A 16,503-nucleotide genomic window follows, 5' to 3' on the forward strand; every position below is an offset into this window, starting at 1 on the left:
TTTCAGCGTCTTGTATCTTCCAGCACCATGTCGGCGCCCTTCTCGGCGATCATGATGGTCGCCGCGTTGGTGTTGCCCGACACCACCATCGGCATGATCGAGGCGTCGATCACGCGCAGGCTTTCAAAGCCACGGACGCGCAGCCGCTCGTCGACCACGGCTTTGTCGTCCTGGCCCATGCGGCAGGTGCTGACCGGATGATAGACCGTCGAGCCGCGGCGCCGCACATAATCGAGAATGTCGTCGTCGGTGGCGCAGGGCGGGCCTGGCTCGAACTCTTCCGCAATGTGCCGTGCCATCGCCGGCTGCTGCACGATGCGCCGCAGCGCTTTGATGCCCTCGACCATGGTGTCGCGGTCGCGCTGGGCCGCGAGATAGTTCGGATGGATCGCCGGCGCGTCGGTTGGATTGGCCGACTTGATGCGCACCCAGCCGCGACTTTCCGGCCGCAGCAGCGTGCATACGCCGGTGACGGCCGAGAACGGATGCAGCGCATCGCCGATGTTCTGCACGGAATAAAGCGCCAGCGAGCACTGCACGTCGGGTGTCGCCGATGACGGCAGCGCGCGAAGGAAGCAGCCGGCCGACAGCGCCGGGATCGCGAAATAGCCGCGCCGGAACAGCGCATAGCGGAACACGGCCGCGGCGCCGCGATGCCATTGCCGCACGGCGTCATTGAGCGACAGCGGCTCCTTGCAACGCAGGATCAGCCGCGCGAAATAGTGGTCGTTGAGATTGTCGCCGACGCCCGGCATGTCGGCGATCACCGGGATGCCGAGCGGCGAGAGCAACGAAGCCGGGCCGAGCCCGGACAATTGCAGAAGCTGCGGCGAATTGAATGCGCCGGATGTGACGATCACCTCGACATTGGCGCGCACGATGCGCGTCTCGCCGCCGGCCGTGTATTCGACGCCGACGGCGCGGCGGCCTTCGAATAGGATGCGTGTCGCAAGCGCTTGCGACACCACCTTGAGATTTTCTCGATTTCGCGCCGGATCGAGATAGGCGACCGCTGTCGATGAGCGCACGCCGTGGCGTGTCGTGGTCTGATAGAAGCCCGCGCCCTCCTGCTGCGCGCCGTTGAAGTCGTCGTTGCGCGGATAGCCGCACTGCTGTGCGGCTTCGACATAAGCCTTCGCGAGCGGATGCTGGTCGCGCAGGTCGGAGACGCCGAGCGGGCCGCCGGCACCGTGAAGCGCATCCGCGCCGCGCTCGTTGTCCTCGGCCTTGCGGAAATAGGGCAGCACGTCGTCTGCGCCCCAGCCGGTGTTGCCGAGCTGGCGCCAGTGGTCGAAGTCCTCGGCCTGGCCGCGGATGTAAATCAGTCCGTTGATCGAGCTCGATCCGCCCAGCACTTTGCCGCGCGGCGCGATCACGTTGCGGCCGTGACATTCAGGCTGCGGCTCGGTCGTGTAGAGCCAGTTGAAGCGGCGGTCGGTGAACAGCTTGCCGTAGCCGAGCGGAATGCGGAGCCACGGATGGCGGCTGTCGGGTCCGGCTTCGAGCAGCAGGACGCGGTGGCGGCCCGACGCGGTGAGGCGGTTGGCCAGCACGCAGCCGGCGCTGCCGGCGCCCACGATGACGAAATCGCAGGCTTCCGAATTGTCGTTCATGAATCCCCACGGCCTTGCCCGAACCGTCTCAGCGCATCACCATTTCGCAGGGCAGGCAACCCGATGATTGCATTGATTTCAATGCAATCATTTTCTACATTGGGCCGGATATGAGGGTTTCCGCATGGCCAGCCTCACGGTCCGGCAGCTCGACGAGCGTCTGAAGAAGCTTCTCCGCCTGCGCGCCGCGAAAAACGGCCGCTCGGTCGAGGACGAGGTGCGCACCATCCTGCGCGGCGCCGCGGAGGAAACCGGCCTGGCGGCGCTCGACATGATCAATCCGCCGAACGCCCGTCAGGCGAAAGCCGGCGCGCGCGAGGATGATCCGTCCGTCGGCGCGAGGCGCGTGCTGCTGATCATCGGCGGCGGCATTGCGGCCTACAAATCGCTCGATCTGATCCGGCGGCTGCGCGAGCGCGGGCTGTCGGTGCGCGTCGTCATGACCGAGGCGGCGCAGAAGTTCATCACGCCGCTGTCGGCCGGCGCGATCAGCGGCGAGCATCCCTACACGGATCTGTTCGACACCAAGCTCGAGCTTGACGTCGGCCACATCCGATTGGCGCGCGACACGAGTGCCGTGATCGTCGCGCCGGCCACGGCCGACCTGATGGCCAAGATGGCGAACGGCCACGCCGACGATCTCGCCTCGGCGGTGCTGCTTGCGACCGACAAACCGGTCCTGCTCGCGCCGGCGATGAATCCCAAGATGTGGTCGAACAAGGCGACCGCGCGAAATCTTTTGCAGCTCAAGGCCGATGGCGTGTCCTTCATCGGTCCCAACGCGGGTGAAATGGCCGAGAGCGGCGAGGCGGGCACCGGCCGCATGGCCGAGCCGCTCCAGATCGTGGCGGCCGCCGAAGCGCTGCTCGCGCCATCCGCGCCGGCGCTGAAAGGCCTCAGGATGATCGTCACCTCGGGTCCGACGCATGAGCCGATCGATCCGGTGCGCTATATCGCGAATCGTTCGTCGGGCAAGCAGGGCCACGCCATCGCCGAGGCTGCGGCGCGCGCCGGTGCGCATGTCACGCTGGTGTCCGGCCCGGTGAATATTCCCGATCCACCGGGCGTGAATATCGTGAGGGTGGAAAGCGCGCGCGACATGCTGGCCGCTGTCGAGAAAGCGCTGCCTGCCGATATCGCGGTGTTCGCGGCCGCCGTCGCCGATTGGCGCACCGCCCACAACAGCCGCGAGAAGATCAAGAAGACCGGCAAAGGCACGCCCGAACTTGAGTTGATCGAAAATCCCGACATCCTCTCGACCGTGGCGCATCGCAAGACCAAACGGCCGGCGCTCGTGATCGGCTTCGCCGCGGAAACGCAGCACGTCATCGAGCACGCCAAGGCCAAGCTCGCGCGCAAGGGCTGCGACTGGATCCTCGCCAATGACGTGTCACCCGAAACCGGCATCATGGGCGGCGACAGCAACACCATTCATCTCGTCACAAAGACCGGTGTCGAGGACTGGCCACCTCAATCGAAAACCGAAGTCGCGGCCGCGTTGATCGAGCGCATTGCCGCGGCGATGAGCGAGAAACCGTGAGCACATCGAAGATCGAATTGCAGATTGAATTGCAGGTGATGCGGTTGCCCCACGGCGCCGACCTGCCGTTGCCGGCCTATCAGAGCGAAGGCGCCGCGGGCCTCGATCTGATGGCCGCGGTGCCTGAGGACGCGCCGGTGACGCTGGCTGCGGGCCGGCGCGCGCTCATCCCGACGGGCCTGTCGATTGCGCTGCCTCAAGGCACCGAAGGCCAAGTCCGGCCGCGCTCCGGGCTGGCGGCGCGCCACGGCATCACGGTGCTCAACACGCCGGGAACCATCGATTCGGACTATCGCGGGGAACTCCAAGTCATCCTGGTGAATTTCGGGGAGGACCCGTTTGTGGTGACGCGAGGACTGCGGATTGCTCAACTCGTCGTCGTGCCTGTGTTGCATGCGCGGATTACGGAACAAAAAAAGCTGGATACAACCGAGCGAGGGGCGAAAGGTTTTGGCTCTACAGGCCAACGACTAATTGACAAGACGAGGTAGTTCCGGCCGTAATATCCGGCGCTTATACAACATAACAAACGCTTGGGACCGGATGGTGCTGCTTTCGCGAAAAAGTCTGCTTGCGGTCGCGGCTGTCATCGATGTGGCAGTTCATGGGCAAGACCGCCCCGTGTCCGCCAAGGCTTTGGCGGCGCGACACAGTTTGCCGGCGCGACACTTGGAGCCTGTGCTCCAGGCGCTGGTCAGAATGGGAATCCTCAAAGGCATCCGCGGACCGCGCGGAGGCTATGAACTCGCCCGCGAGCGGCGGCGAATCACCGCCGACGAGATTCTGCGGGCCGCGGGCACGATCGAGGACGATATCGATCCGGTGACCGCAAGCTCGGCGCTGCTCAACGATGTGGTGGTGCCGGCGGTCAGCCAGGCCGAGAAGGCGTTCTCGCTGGCGCTCAGCCGCATCAATCTCGACGATCTGGTGCGGCAGGCCGAGCCGCTGCGGGACCTCACGCGCGACCTTTGACGAGGCGGTCAGCCGGCCCTGCCGGCAACAGTCTCCATCGTTCACGGTCTGGACTCTTTCGGTGCGATTCCGGTTGCGCGTAAAGTCGCAATGATTCGCGGGCGGTGGGCGCGTTGGGCGCCTGCTCCAGGGGCAGATCAGGCATGCCGGGAACAATCCGGAGGACGGGCGGGAGACCTTGCTCTCATCCGGGACAAGGTGGATTCCGGGCCGCCACAATCGCACTCGCGACGGCCGCGGGCGCTGCACCGGCGCGCGCCGAGGGCGGTGGGCTGCCCGACGTCGCGGGCACCGTCCACGTCCTGACGTCGTTGAACCGCAGCGAACTCGTCGCGATGGTGCTGACGCTCGGCGTGCTGGTGTTCGGCGTCGTCACCGCTGTGATGCTGGTGCGCACGCGCATCCGCGCGAGCTTCAACGACAGCAAGCTGCGCGACCGGATCGCCGCGGTGCGCGCCGATCACGATCGCCTGCGGACGCTGCTGATGTCCGATTCGCAGGTGCTGGTGTCCTGGGCCGCGGCCGACAACGAGCCCGAGATCATCGGCGACATCTCGCTCGTGACCAACGCGTCGATCCCGCAGCGCGTCTTGGCGTTCGGATCCTGGCTTGAGCCGGACAAGGCTCAGGCGATGGAGCGTGCCACCGATGCGCTGCGCGCCCACGGCGAAGGCTTCGCGATGCAGCTCATGACGACCAACGGCCGCGCCATCGAGGCCGATGGCCGCGCCATCGGCGGCCGCGCCGTGTTGCGCCTGCGTGAGGTCAGCGGCCCCCGGCGCGAATTGACCGAGCTGCAGGCACGGCACGACAAGCTTCTGAGCGACATGGAGTCGCTGCGCGCGCTGATCGATGCCTTGCCGTCGCCGGTGTGGACCCGCGACGTCGCGGGCACGCTCACCTTCGTCAACACCGCCTATGTCCGCGCCGTCGAGGCGCGCGATCCGACCGACGCGCTGAATCGCGCGCTCGAGCTTCTCAACCGCGCGGCGCGCGAAGAAGCGAGCCGGGTCCGGGCCGCGGGACATATCTATGCGGGACGGCAGCCCGCGATCGTCGCCGGCAGCCGGCGCAACTTCGACATCATCGACCTGCCGACGCGGCGCGGCAGCGCCGGCATCGGCATCGATGTGACCGAGGCCGAGCAGATGCGCACCGAGCTGAAACGGCTTGGGGATGCGCATCGCCGCACGCTGGATCACATTTCCACGGGCGTCGCGATCTTCAATGCCGAGCAGCATCTGGTGTTCTACAACGCCGCCTATCGCGCGCTGTGGAATCTCGATCCCGCCTTTCTCGACCAGTATCCGACCGATTCGAGCCTGCTCGATCAGCTTCGCGCCACGCGCAGGCTGCCGGAGGAGAAAGACTACAAGGAGTGGAAGGCCGCGCTGCACGAGGCGTATCGCGCGGCCGAAACCCGCGAACACCTGTGGCATCTTCCCAATCGCAGCACGCTGCGCGTCGTCACCACGCCGAACCCGGAAGGCGGCGTGACCTACCTGTTCGATGACGTCACCGAGAGCCTGCAGATGGCTCGCGACTATGACGCGTTGATCCGGGTGCAGCGTGAGACGCTCGATAACCTGGCTGAAGCCGTCGCGGTGTTCGGCAGCGACGGCCGTTTGCGGCTGCACAATCCGGCCTTCGCCGCGATGTGGCGGCTGGAGCCTGCGGCGCTCGCCGAGCAGCCGCATATCGAAGCTGTCATCGAGCGCTGCCGTCCGCTCTACGGCGATGACGCGCTCTGGCAGCGGTTGCATGCAGCCGTCACGGCGATCGAGGGCCGCGACAGCGTCAAGGGCCGGCTCGAATTGCGCAACGGCAACGTGGCCGACCTCGTGACCGTGCCGCTGCCCGATGGCGCGACGCTGGTGGCCTTCCTCGACGTCACCGACACGATCAACGTCGAGCGCGCGCTCCGCGAGCGCAACGAGGCGCTGGAAACCGCCGACGCGCTCAAGGTCGACTTCGTGCACCACGTGTCCTATGAGCTGCGCTCCCCGCTCACCAACATCATCGGCTTTGCGCAGCTGATGGCCGAGCCGAGCCTGGGCGCGCTCACGCCCAAGCAGCGCGAATACCTTCACTACATCGGCACCTCGACCAACGCGCTGCTCGCCATCATCAACGACATCCTCGATCTCGCGACGATCGATGCCGGCGCGATGAAGCTCAATCTCGGCGCGGTCGACATCCGCCGCACCATGCTGGCCGCGGCCGAGGGCATCGGCGATCGCCTGGTCAAGAACGGCATCACGCTCGACATCGTTGCGAGACCGGACATCGGCAGCTTCACGGCCGACGATCGGCGCATCCGTCAGATTCTGTTCAATCTTCTGGCCAACGCGGTGGGCTTCTCGCCAGCCGGCTCCAAGATCACGCTGTCGGCGACGCGGCAGCCGGACGCCATCGAATTCTCGGTCGCGGACACCGGCGCGGGCATTCCGCCCGAGGTGCAGGGCCGGGTGTTTGATTGGTTCCAGACCCATTCGCGGGGCTCCGGCCACCGCGGCGCGGGGCTCGGTCTGTCGATCGTCCGCTCGTTCGTCGAGTTGCACGGCGGCACCGTGACGCTGCACTCGGCGGTGGGCGAGGGTACCACCGTGATCTGCCGTTTCCCGCTGGAACAGCATGTCGAGCGGACCGCGGCCTAACTGATACCGTATTGCCGGGCGAACGCAGGCGTGGCCTTAAGTTCATGGCCCCCCAAGATCAGGGTACAAACAGCGTATGGCTATGCTTCCCATCACGTCCGGCGGCTCGAGCTACAGCGTCACGCTGGCGAGCGAGCAGGGCATCCATCGGCTGGTGATGGATATCGCGGCCGCTCTCGATCCGGGCGATCTCGTCACGCTGTCCGGCGATCTCGGCGCCGGCAAGACCACCTTCGCGCGCGCGCTGATCCGGCATCTCGCCGAGAATCCTGAGATCCCGGTGCCGAGCCCGACCTTCACGCTGATGCAGACCTACGATCTGAAGCAGTTTCCGGTGGTGCATGCCGATCTGTATCGGCTGGACGGCCCGGGCGAGCTCGCCGAGCTCGGCTTCGACGACCTGCCGAGGAACGCCGTGGTGCTGCTCGAATGGCCGGACCGTGCCGCGGGCTTCCTGCCGCCGGACCGGCTCGACATCGCATTCACGCTCGCGCCGCTCGCCGGCCCCGAGCACCGCAACGTGCGCGTCACCGGCTATGGCAAGTTCGCGGGGCGCGCCGAACGCATCCCGGTGATCCGCCGCTTTCTCGATGGCACGCAGTTCGCCGAGGCCTCGCGCCGCCGCATCCAGGGCGACGCCTCGACGCGCACGTATGAGCGGCTGACGCTCGGCACGAACAGCGCCATCCTGATGAACGCGCCGCGCAAGCCCGATGGCCCGCCGGTGCGTGACGGCAAGCCTTACAGCCAGATCGCCCATCTCGCCGAGGACGTCGTGCCTTTCGTCGCCGTGGCCAACGGGCTGCGCCAGCTCGGCTACTCGGCGCCGCAGATCTACGAGGCCGAGCTTGCCGACGGTCTGCTGCTGATCGAGGACCTCGGCACCAGTCCGGTGGTGTCGGGCGAGCCGCCTGCGCCGATCCCGGAGCGCTATGCCGCGGCGGTCGATGTTCTGATCTCGCTGCACGACCAGAAGGTGCCGGCCGGCGTGCGCATCGCGCCGAACGTGGCGCATCGCCTGCCGGTCTACAGCGAGGATGCGATGCTGATCGAGGTCGAGCTGCTGCTCGACTGGTATCTGCCGTATCACGGCATGCCGGTGACCGAGTCGATGCGGGAGGTCTATATCGGGCTCTGGCACGAGGCCCTGCAGGTCGCGCTCAACGCCAAGCCGACCTGGGTGATGCGTGATTTCCATTCGCCCAACCTGATCTGGCTGCCGGAGCGCAAGGGCATCGCCCGTGTCGGTCTTTTGGATTTCCAGGACGCGTTGCTGGGACCCGCGGCCTACGATCTCGCTTCGCTGCTGCAGGACGCTCGCGTCGATGTGCCCGAGCTGATGGAGGTCGAGCTCCTCGGCAACTACGTCAAGCAGCGCTCGGCGGCCGATCATGAGTTCGACCCGGCGGGCTTCATCCGCGTTTACGCCACCGTGGCGGCGCAGCGCGCGTCAAAAATTTTGGGCATCTTCGCGCGGCTCAACAAGCGCGACGGCAAGCCGCAATATCTCCGACACATCCCCCGCGTATGGGGCTATCTGCAGCGGTCGCTGGCGCATCCGTCGCTGGAGGCCCTGAGGGATTGGTACACCGAGAACGTGCCGGTTCCGCAGGCGCCGCGGGTGCCGCAACAGCCGAGCGGCGCGGAGGCTCAACCGGAGCCTGCCACGGCCGCGCCGGAAGCAGGGAATGCCTGAAGCCAAATGCCTGAAGCGATGTCCACGCAACGTCCCGTCACCATGCCACGCACCGCGATGGTGCTCGCCGCGGGCCTCGGCGAGCGGATGCGGCCTCTGACCGACAAGCTGCCGAAGCCGCTGGTGTCGGTGGCCGGCAAGCCGCTGCTCGACCATGTGCTGGATCGCCTGGCAGACCAGGGCGTCGAGCGGGTGGTCGTCAACGTGCACTACCTTGCGGACCTGATCGAAAATCATCTGGCGCCGCGTAAGAAGCCGCAGATCATCATCTCGAACGAGCGGGCCAAGCTCCTCAACACCGGCGGCGGTGTGGTCAAGGCGCTGCCGAAGCTCGGCACCGAGCCGTTCTTCCACATCAACTCCGACACCATCTGGATCGACGGTGTGCGGCCCAACCTGGAGCGGCTCGCCGAGGCGTTCGACCCGGGCACCATGGACGCACTGCTGCTGCTCGCGGCCTCGAACGACAGCATCGGCTACGCGGGCCGTGGCGATTTCATCATGGCAACCGACGGCCGGCTGAAGAAGCGCCCGGAGCGCGAGATGGCGCCGTTCGTCTATGCGGGCGCGGCGCTGCTGCGGCCGGAGCTGTTCAAGGATGCGCCGGACGGCGCGTTTTCGCTGACCGCGCTGTTCGACCGCGCGGCGGAGGCCGGCCGGCTGCACGGGCTGCGGCTCGAAGGCGTCTGGATGCATGTCGGCACACCGGGCGCCATTGCGCAGGCGGAGGCCGCGATTCTGGCCAGCGCTGCCTAGACGCCGGCCCTAGCCCGTTTTCCACCTGAATCGAAGCGAGCCCGCGCCACAGGCACACTGTCACCCCCGCGCTTGACGCGGGGGTCCATGACCCGGGCTCAACAACGGAAGTCTTACGTAAAGCTGCCTTCAGCGCAGCCGATCATGGATCACAGGGTCACGCCGCTTCGCGGCGGCCCGGTGATGACACCGCCGTTGTGGCCCAAGACATAAGTCGGCTCGAAAATGCGCTGGCCTTATCAACAGCAGCGCATATCTGAACCCGTCTGACTGATTCTCAATCGCGCGCACCCGCGTGCGGTGACACAATGCATCCGCCATGGCCTCCCGACCGCGCGTCTTCACCATTCCGGCTTCGGCGCCGTTCCTGACGGTGCTGATCGACGCGTTGATGAACGACAAGCTCGGCTTGGGCTTCAAGCCCGGCGGCGATCCGCTCGCGTTGGCGGACGTCACGATCTACCTGCCGACACGCCGCGCCGTGCGGCTGCTGCGCGAAACCTTCCTCGACATCGTCAAGGGCGACGCCGCGATCCTGCCGCGGCTCGTGTCGCTCAACGACGTCGATGCCGACGAGATCATGTTCGCGGAGGCGGCGGGCGATGCCGAGCCCGGCGCGCTGGAAATGCCCGAGGCATTGCAGGGCTTGGAGCGGCAGACGCTGCTGGCGCAGCTCATCCTCAAATGGGTTGCGCAAATTACGCCCACTGAAAAGGTTCAGGCGCCACTGGTCGCCGGCAATCCACGCGCCGCCATGGCGCTGGCGCAGGATTTGGCTCGGCTGATGGACGACATGACCATGCGTCAGGTCGACTGGTCGAAGCTCGACGGCCTCGTGCCGGAAGACCTCGACACGTATTGGCAGCTCACTCTCAAATTCCTCAAGCTCGTTCATGAGCCTTGGCAAGGGATTCTCGCCGAGCGCAACCTGATCGAACCCGCGGCGCGGCGCGACCTGCTGATCACCGCCGAAACAAATCGTCTTGCAACGCTTCGCGGTCCGGTGATCGCAGCGGGTTCGACCGGTTCGATCCCGTCGACCGCGAAGCTCCTCACCACCATCGCGCATCTGCCGCAGGGCGTGGTGATCCTGCCGGGCCTCGATACCAATCTCGATACAACGACGTGGGAGCAGGTCGACCGCGGCGATGGCCATCCGGTCTACGGTCATCCGCAATTCGGCATGCACGCGCTGCTCCGGCGCATCGGCATTTTGCGCGACGCCGTCGAGGTGCTGGGCGCGCCCGCGCCTCACGGCCGCGAGATGCTGGCCTCCGAGGCGCTGCGGCCGGCGACGGCGAGCGAACTGTGGCGGGAGCGGCTCCTCTCGAATGAATTCACCGCGCACGCGGACGATGCGTTCAAGGACATCGCCGTGATCGAAGCCGGCAATGCCGAAGAAGAGGCCTTGTCGATCGCGATCGCGTTGCGCGAGGCGATGGAGACCAAGAACAAGACCGCGGCGCTGGTGACGCCGGATCGGGCGCTCGCCCGTCGTGTGCTGGCCGCGTTGTCGCGCTGGAATGTGCCGGTGGATGACTCGGGCGGCGATGCGCTGGCCGATACGCCAGTGGGCGTGTTCGCGCGGCTGGTGGCCGAAGCGGCACTCGATGGCCTGCCGCCTATCACGCTGCTCGCTATGCTCAAGCACGAGCAATCGCCGTTCGATCGCCGTGCCGTCGTGGCGCTGGAGCGCTCCGTGCTGCGCGGTTCGCGACCGAGGCAGGGCACCGAAGGCCTGGCACATGCGTTGAAGACGTTCCGCGAGGAGCTGGGAAAATACCGGCGCCGCGAGACGTCGTCGCTGCATCGCACGGACGCGCGTACCCGGCTGACCGATGCGGAGCTTGATGCCGCAACGGCGCTGGCCGACCGACTCAGGGCCGCGCTTCAACCCTTGGAGGCGCTGTCGAATAAGCGCGCGCCGTTTGCAGCTTTCGCCAAGGCTCATGGCCAGGCGCTGCAAACACTCCGCCGCATCGATGAGCATCTGGGCGGCCGTTTCGATGCAATTGAAAAGGCTGGCTCGATCGTCATCGAAGCGTCGGACTACGCGGAGCTGTTTCACGCCGCCATCGCCGAGCCGGTGATCCGCCGTCCCGAGCAGAACGTCCGGGTCCGCATCTTCGGCCCGCTCGAGGCGCGCCTGCAGTCGGTCGATCGGCTGGTGCTAGGTGGTCTCGTCGAAGGCGTCTGGCCGCCGGAGACGCGCGCCGATCCCTGGCTCAGCCGTCCGATGCGTCAGGAGCTCGGCCTCGATCTGCCGGAGCGTCGCATCGGCCTTTCGGCGCACGACTTCGCCCAGGCGCTCGGCGCGCCCGAAATCATCCTCAGCCGCGCGGCCCGGCAGGGCGGCGCGCCGACGGTTGCGTCCCGCTTTGTGCAGCGGCTCGCCGCGGTGGCGGGCGGACGGTGGTCGACGGCGCTGAAGAACGGCGAAAAATATCTGGCGCTGGCGCGAAGTCTCGACGAGCCGCAGGGCAAGCCGCGGCCCGTGGCGCGACCCGAGCCCAAGCCGCCATTCGAGGCGCGGCCCAAGCGTCTCACCGTCACCGAGATCGAGGACTGGCTGCGCGATCCCTACACGATCTATGCGCGGCATGTGTTGAAGCTTCGTCCGCTCGACGATGTCGACACGCCGCCCGGCGCCGCCGATCGCGGCACGCTGATCCACGGTTCGATCGGCGATTTCGCCAAGGCTTATGCGCAAAAGCTGCCGGACGATCCGGTGCGCGCGCTCACCGAGATCGGCGAACGGCACTTCGCGCCGCTTGCCGACTATCCCGAAGCGAAAGCGTTCTGGTGGCCGCGCTTCCGGCGCATCGTCGACTGGTTCGCGCGCTACGAGACCGAGCGGCGAGGCAAGCTCGCGTCGCTGCAGGCTGAGATTGCCGGAAGCATCAAGATTCCTTTCGGCAACGAGGAGTTCGAGCTTGTGGTGCGCGCCGACCGCATCGAATGCCTGGCCGACGGCCGTTATGCGATTCTCGATTACAAGACCGGCGCGCCGCCAACCACGAAGCAGGTTCAAGCAGGCCTCGCGCCGCAGCTCACTCTCGAAGCTGCAATCCTGCGCCAGGGCGGCTTCGACGGCGTGCCCAAGGGCGAATCGGTGGCGCAACTGCTCTATGTGCGGCTCTCCGGCGGCGCGCGGGCCGGCGAGGAGTTTCCGATCCAGCTCGACAAGGTCACCCCGGACGAGCATGCCGACAAGGCGCTGGAGAAGCTCACCGAGCTTCTGCGCAAGTTCGCTGATCCGGCGACGCCCTACTATTCGCTGCTGCATCCGATGTGGGCGACGCGCTACGGCGACTATGACCATCTGGCCCGTGTGCCGGAGTGGTCGATGTTTGCCGACGAGAACGACATCGGGGGCGGCGAGTGAGCAAGCCGCGCAACATTCCGGCTGTCGTCACGGAGCGCCAGATCGAGGCCTCCGATCCGGCGCGCTCGGCTTTCGTCGCGGCCAATGCGGGCTCGGGCAAGACCCACGTGCTGGCGCAACGCGTGATCCGGCTGCTGCTGTCGGGCGTCGATCCGGCGCGCATCCTCTGCATCACTTTCACCAAGGCCGCGGCCGCCAACATGGCGAACCGGGTGTTCGACACGCTGCGCACCTGGACGCTGCTGAATGACGCCGCGTTGGATGCCGCGATGCTTGCCTCTGGCGCGACTGCGATCGATGACAAATTTCGGCGGCGAGCCCGCCAGTTGTTCGCGCTGGCGCTGGAAACGCCGGGCGGGCTCAAGGTGCAGACCATCCACGCGTTCTGCACGCAGATTCTGCATCTGTTTCCGTTCGAGGCCAATGTCGCGGCGCGCTTCGAGGTGCTCGACGACGCGACCGAAAGCCAGATGCTCGACACGCTCAGTCTCGGCGTGATGATGAAGGCCGCGCAGGAACCCGAAACGCCGCTCGGCCGCGCACTCGCCACCGCGGTGCTGTTCGCGGCCGACATCACGTTCCAGGAGTTGGTGCGCGACTCCATCCGCAAGCGCGACATGCTGGTGCCGTGGGTCGAAGCGGCGGGAGGACTGCCGCAAGCCATCGAGCAGTTGTCCAGGTCGCTCGGTGTCGATCCCGGCGAAACGCTGCAACAGGTCGAAGCCGAGTTCTTCTCTCACAGCCACATCGCCAGCTCCGAATGGGCCTCGGTCGCTGCGGCTTTTGCGCAAGGCAGCAAAAGTGACAAGGAGCAGAGCGCGCGCTTTGCCGCGCTGTCGCAGCTCGACGATGTCGAACGGCTCGAAACGTATTTCGATATCTTCTGTACGGACAAACAGAGCAAGCTGCGTGAGCGATTTGCCACCAGGGCGATTCAGTCCGCGCATCCGGACCTGTGCGAACGGCTGACCCGCGAGCGCGATCGTGTCTGGGACCTGTTGCAACGCCGTCGCGCGATCCAGGCGCGCGATCGCACCGCGGCATTGTTTACGATCGCTTATGCGGTGATCGAACGCTTTCGTGCCGAAAAAGACCGGCGCGGGCTGCTGGACTACGACGACTTGATCGATAAGGCGCTCGACCTTCTCAACAACGTGTCCGCCGCCTGGGTGCACTACAAGCTCGACCGCGGCATCGATCACCTGCTGATCGACGAGGCGCAGGACACGAGCCCCAAGCAGTGGTCCATCGTGAAGGCGCTGGTCAGCGAGTTCTTCGCCGGCGCCGGTGCGCGCTTGCTGCCGCGAACGCTGTTTGCGGTCGGCGACGAAAAGCAGTCGATCTTCTCGTTCCAGGGCGCTGCACCGCGCGAGTTCGATATCGTGCGGCGGTACTTTGAGAAGGCGCATCGCGACGCCGAGCTCGACTTCGTCTCCATCGAATTCAAGCACTCGTTCCGCTCCGGCCCCAACGTGCTCGGCGCGGTCGACACCGTGTTCGCTCATGTCAAGGCGCACACCGGCCTCACCGCGCAGGCGGTGGCGCCGGTGCATGAGTCCCTGCCGGAGGCAGCGCCGGGCCTGGTGGAAATCTGGGATTTGGAAAAATCCGACGAGGTGGAACAAAAAGAAGGCTGGGCTGCACCGCTCGATACACAGACGGTGACGAGCGGGACGATGAGACTGGCGCGGCGCATCGCAGGCTCGGTCGCCGTCTGGCGCCGGCAGGGCCGGCTCGCCAAGGACATCCTGATTCTGGTGCGGCAGCGCGGCGCGCTGTTCGAGGCGATCATCCGCGCGCTGAAGAACGAGGGCATTCCGGTCGCTGGCGCCGACCGCCTGGTGCTGACCCAGCACATCGCGGTCATGGATCTGATGGTGCTTGCCGATGCGCTGCTGCTGCCCGAGGACGATCTGGCGCTCGCCACGGTGTTGCGCAGCCCGTTGTTCGGATTGAGCGACGACGATCTTTTCCATCTGGCCTGGAAGCGCGAGGGCAATCTGTGGACATCGCTGCGCGCGAAGCGGCCCGATGTCGCCGCAGAGCTTGACGCGATCGCCGAGGCCGCGCGCCGCGAGACGCCGTTCGCGTTTTACGCCGGGCTGCTCGGCGAGCGCCGTGGCCGGCGGAAAATCCTGGCACGGCTTGGTCACGAGGCGACCGATGCACTCGATGAGTTTTTGAATTTGGCGCTCGACTACGAGAAGCGCGAAACGCCATCACTGCAGGGTTTCGTGTCGTGGCTGCGCAACGCGCAGGCCGAGGTGAAGCGCGATATGGAGCTCGCGCGCGACGAGGTGCGGGTGATGACGGTGCACGGCGCCAAAGGCCTCGAGGCGCCGATCGTGATCCTGGCCGATACGACGTCGCCGCCCCAGGGCTGGCATCCGCCGAAACTCTTGAAGCTGCCGGCGCAGAGCGGCGTGCCCGATGCGCCGAGTCCGTCGATCTGGGCCACGGCGAAGATCAACGACGTCGGACCGATGGCGGACGCGCGCGAAGGGGCACTCGACAGCATGCGCCAGGAATACCGGCGGCTGCTGTACGTGGCGATGACGCGCGCCATCGACCGGCTGATCGTGTGCGGCATCGACAGCATTCGCAAGCTTCCGGACGGCTGCTGGTACGAACTGGTGCGCAACGGGCTCGAAGACGAGTGCACCAAGGAGAAAGCCGATTTCGGCGACGTCGACGTGCTGCGCTATCGCAAGACTGCGGAAGCGGCGGCGACTGCTGCGGAGCAGAAGACGGCCGCTCCGTCGAGCATCGCCATTCCGTCCTGGCTGACACGCAGCGTCGAAACCGGACTGGTGCGGCCGCCGACACTCAAGCCGTCGGGCTTCGTGGACGATCCGGTCGTCCCGGCGCCGGTCACGCGCGACGAGGCGCGTGAGCTCGCCATCGCGCGCGGGATCGCGGTGCATCGGCTGCTGCAGTCGCTGCCGGAAATTCCGCCTGAGCGGCGTGCCGAGGCGGCGCAGCGATTTTTTGCGCGGCGCGAAGCGTTCGCCGATGCAGAACGCGACACGCTGATCAGACAGGTGCTGGCGATCCTGTCCGCGCCGCGCTTCGCGCCGCTGTTCGGTCCGGGCAGCCGCGCCGAAGTGTCGATCGCCGGGCGCTTCAAGGGACGGCCGGTGGCCGGACAGGTCGACCGGCTGGTGGTGACACCCGATGCCGTATTGATCGCCGATTACAAATCCAACCGCCCGGCGCCGTGGAGCCTCGACCAATGCCTCGATCGGTATGGCAGCTATGTCAAACAGCTTGCGCTCTATCGGGACGTGCTGCGGCGCGTCTATCCGGGCCGTGCGGTGCTCGCCGCGCTGTTGTGGACCGAGACGTTGGAACTCATGGAATTGCCGGCCCGTGCGCTGGATGAAGCACTGGACACCGCCGTCACCAGCCCGTGAACGTCCTTGACGCTCCCCCATGGCGTCCATAGGTTCCGAAGACCCCAGGGGGACGGTTTTCCCGATTCGAAAACAACGAGGTGCTCCGATGAGCGTAGGCAAGGTTTCCGACTCGACCTTCGAGGCTGAGGTGCTGAAGTCCTCCAGCCCGGTCGTGGTGGATTTCTGGGCCGAGTGGTGCGGTCCGTGCCGCATGATCGCGCCGGCTCTGGAAGAGATCGCCGGCTCGATGGGCGAGAAGGTCAAGATCGTCAAGCTCAACGTCGATGAGAACCCGAACGTCGCGCAGAAGTACGGGATCATGTCGATCCCGACGCTGATGATCTTCAAGAACGGCGAGATGGCCGCCCGTCAGGTCGGCGCCGCGCCGAAGCAGAAGCTCGAGCAGTGGATCAACACCGCGGTGTGATCTTCGCTGAGATTTGAGTTGTGAAATGGCCGGCGAAATGCCGGCCATTTCGTTTTTCGTGC

Annotated in this window: 10 protein-coding genes; 9 read left to right on the plus strand and 1 reads right to left on the minus strand. The window is 66.3% G+C overall.

Going from position 1 to position 16,503, the window contains the following annotated elements; translation table 11 throughout:
- Positions 1–2: 2 nt before the first annotated feature.
- Positions 3–1,613, minus strand: a complete 1,611-nt coding sequence (locus RHPLAN_RS01775) for a GMC family oxidoreductase (protein ID WP_068013316.1) — start codon at positions 1,611–1,613, stop codon at positions 3–5.
- 124 nt (positions 1,614–1,737) lie between these two features.
- On the opposite strand from RHPLAN_RS01775, the gene coaBC reads away from it, so the two are divergent.
- The 9 genes from coaBC to trxA all read left to right on the plus strand — a co-directional run bounded on the left by coaBC (position 1,738) and on the right by trxA (position 16,441).
- Complete coding sequence (coaBC, locus tag RHPLAN_RS01780; protein ID WP_068013318.1) at positions 1,738–3,153, plus strand: bifunctional phosphopantothenoylcysteine decarboxylase/phosphopantothenate--cysteine ligase CoaBC; 1,416 nt, start codon at positions 1,738–1,740, stop codon at positions 3,151–3,153.
- A complete protein-coding gene (dut, locus tag RHPLAN_RS01785) occupies positions 3,150–3,644 on the plus strand; it encodes a dUTP diphosphatase (protein WP_257730331.1) in 495 nt (164 codons plus the stop codon). The genes coaBC and dut overlap by 4 nt, the downstream gene beginning before the upstream one ends.
- Positions 3,645–3,696: 52 nt before the next feature.
- Positions 3,697–4,125 (plus strand): RrF2 family transcriptional regulator, encoded by a 429-nt coding sequence (locus RHPLAN_RS01790; protein WP_068013319.1) that lies wholly within the window; start codon positions 3,697–3,699, stop codon positions 4,123–4,125.
- A gap of 143 nt (positions 4,126–4,268) precedes the next feature.
- Positions 4,269–6,782, plus strand: a complete 2,514-nt coding sequence (locus tag RHPLAN_RS01795; RefSeq protein ID WP_068013321.1) for a sensor histidine kinase — start codon at positions 4,269–4,271, stop codon at positions 6,780–6,782.
- A gap of 76 nt (positions 6,783–6,858) precedes the next feature.
- Positions 6,859–8,478 carry a tRNA (adenosine(37)-N6)-threonylcarbamoyltransferase complex ATPase subunit type 1 TsaE gene (gene tsaE / locus RHPLAN_RS01800; protein WP_237180024.1) on the plus strand — a complete coding sequence of 540 codons (1,620 nt, stop codon included), beginning with the start codon at positions 6,859–6,861 and terminating at the stop codon, positions 8,476–8,478.
- A gap of 6 nt (positions 8,479–8,484) precedes the next feature.
- Positions 8,485–9,234 (plus strand): nucleotidyltransferase family protein, encoded by a 750-nt coding sequence (locus tag RHPLAN_RS01805; RefSeq protein ID WP_237180025.1) that lies wholly within the window; start codon positions 8,485–8,487, stop codon positions 9,232–9,234.
- Between the two features lie 319 nt (positions 9,235–9,553).
- Positions 9,554–12,619, plus strand: a complete 3,066-nt coding sequence (addB, locus tag RHPLAN_RS01810; protein ID WP_068013323.1) for a double-strand break repair protein AddB — start codon at positions 9,554–9,556, stop codon at positions 12,617–12,619.
- On the plus strand, positions 12,616–16,032 hold the full coding sequence (gene addA / locus RHPLAN_RS01815) for a double-strand break repair helicase AddA (RefSeq protein WP_068013324.1): 3,417 nt from the start codon (positions 12,616–12,618) through the stop codon (positions 16,030–16,032). Before addB ends, addA begins: the two co-directional genes overlap by 4 nt.
- 88 nt (positions 16,033–16,120) lie before the next feature.
- The gene (gene trxA, locus RHPLAN_RS01820) at positions 16,121–16,441 is read left to right on the plus strand and encodes a thioredoxin (RefSeq protein WP_068013326.1); all 321 of its coding nucleotides are present in this window, start codon (positions 16,121–16,123) and stop codon (positions 16,439–16,441) included.
- Positions 16,442–16,503 lie beyond the last annotated feature (62 nt).

Source organism: Rhodoplanes sp. Z2-YC6860 (assembly GCF_001579845.1).
In the GTDB taxonomy this organism is placed as follows: Bacteria; Pseudomonadota; Alphaproteobacteria; order Rhizobiales; family Xanthobacteraceae; genus Z2-YC6860.

What these genes read in the sequence shown, in the direction of transcription:
- tsaE (WP_237180024.1), top strand. Translation starts at nt 6,859, where the DNA reads ATGGCTATGCTTCCCATCACGTCCGGCGGCTCGAGCTACAGCGTCACG.
- addB (WP_068013323.1), top strand. Translation starts at nt 9,554, where the DNA reads ATGGCCTCCCGACCGCGCGTCTTCACCATTCCGGCTTCGGCGCCGTTC.
- RHPLAN_RS01805 (WP_237180025.1), top strand. Translation starts at nt 8,485, where the DNA reads ATGCCTGAAGCGATGTCCACGCAACGTCCCGTCACCATGCCACGCACC.
- trxA (WP_068013326.1), top strand. Translation starts at nt 16,121, where the DNA reads ATGAGCGTAGGCAAGGTTTCCGACTCGACCTTCGAGGCTGAGGTGCTG.
- RHPLAN_RS01775 (WP_068013316.1), bottom strand. Translation starts at nt 1,613, where the DNA reads ATGAACGACAATTCGGAAGCCTGCGATTTCGTCATCGTGGGCGCCGGC.
- RHPLAN_RS01790 (WP_068013319.1), top strand. Translation starts at nt 3,697, where the DNA reads ATGGTGCTGCTTTCGCGAAAAAGTCTGCTTGCGGTCGCGGCTGTCATC.
- RHPLAN_RS01795 (WP_068013321.1), top strand. Translation starts at nt 4,269, where the DNA reads ATGCCGGGAACAATCCGGAGGACGGGCGGGAGACCTTGCTCTCATCCG.
- coaBC (WP_068013318.1), top strand. Translation starts at nt 1,738, where the DNA reads ATGGCCAGCCTCACGGTCCGGCAGCTCGACGAGCGTCTGAAGAAGCTT.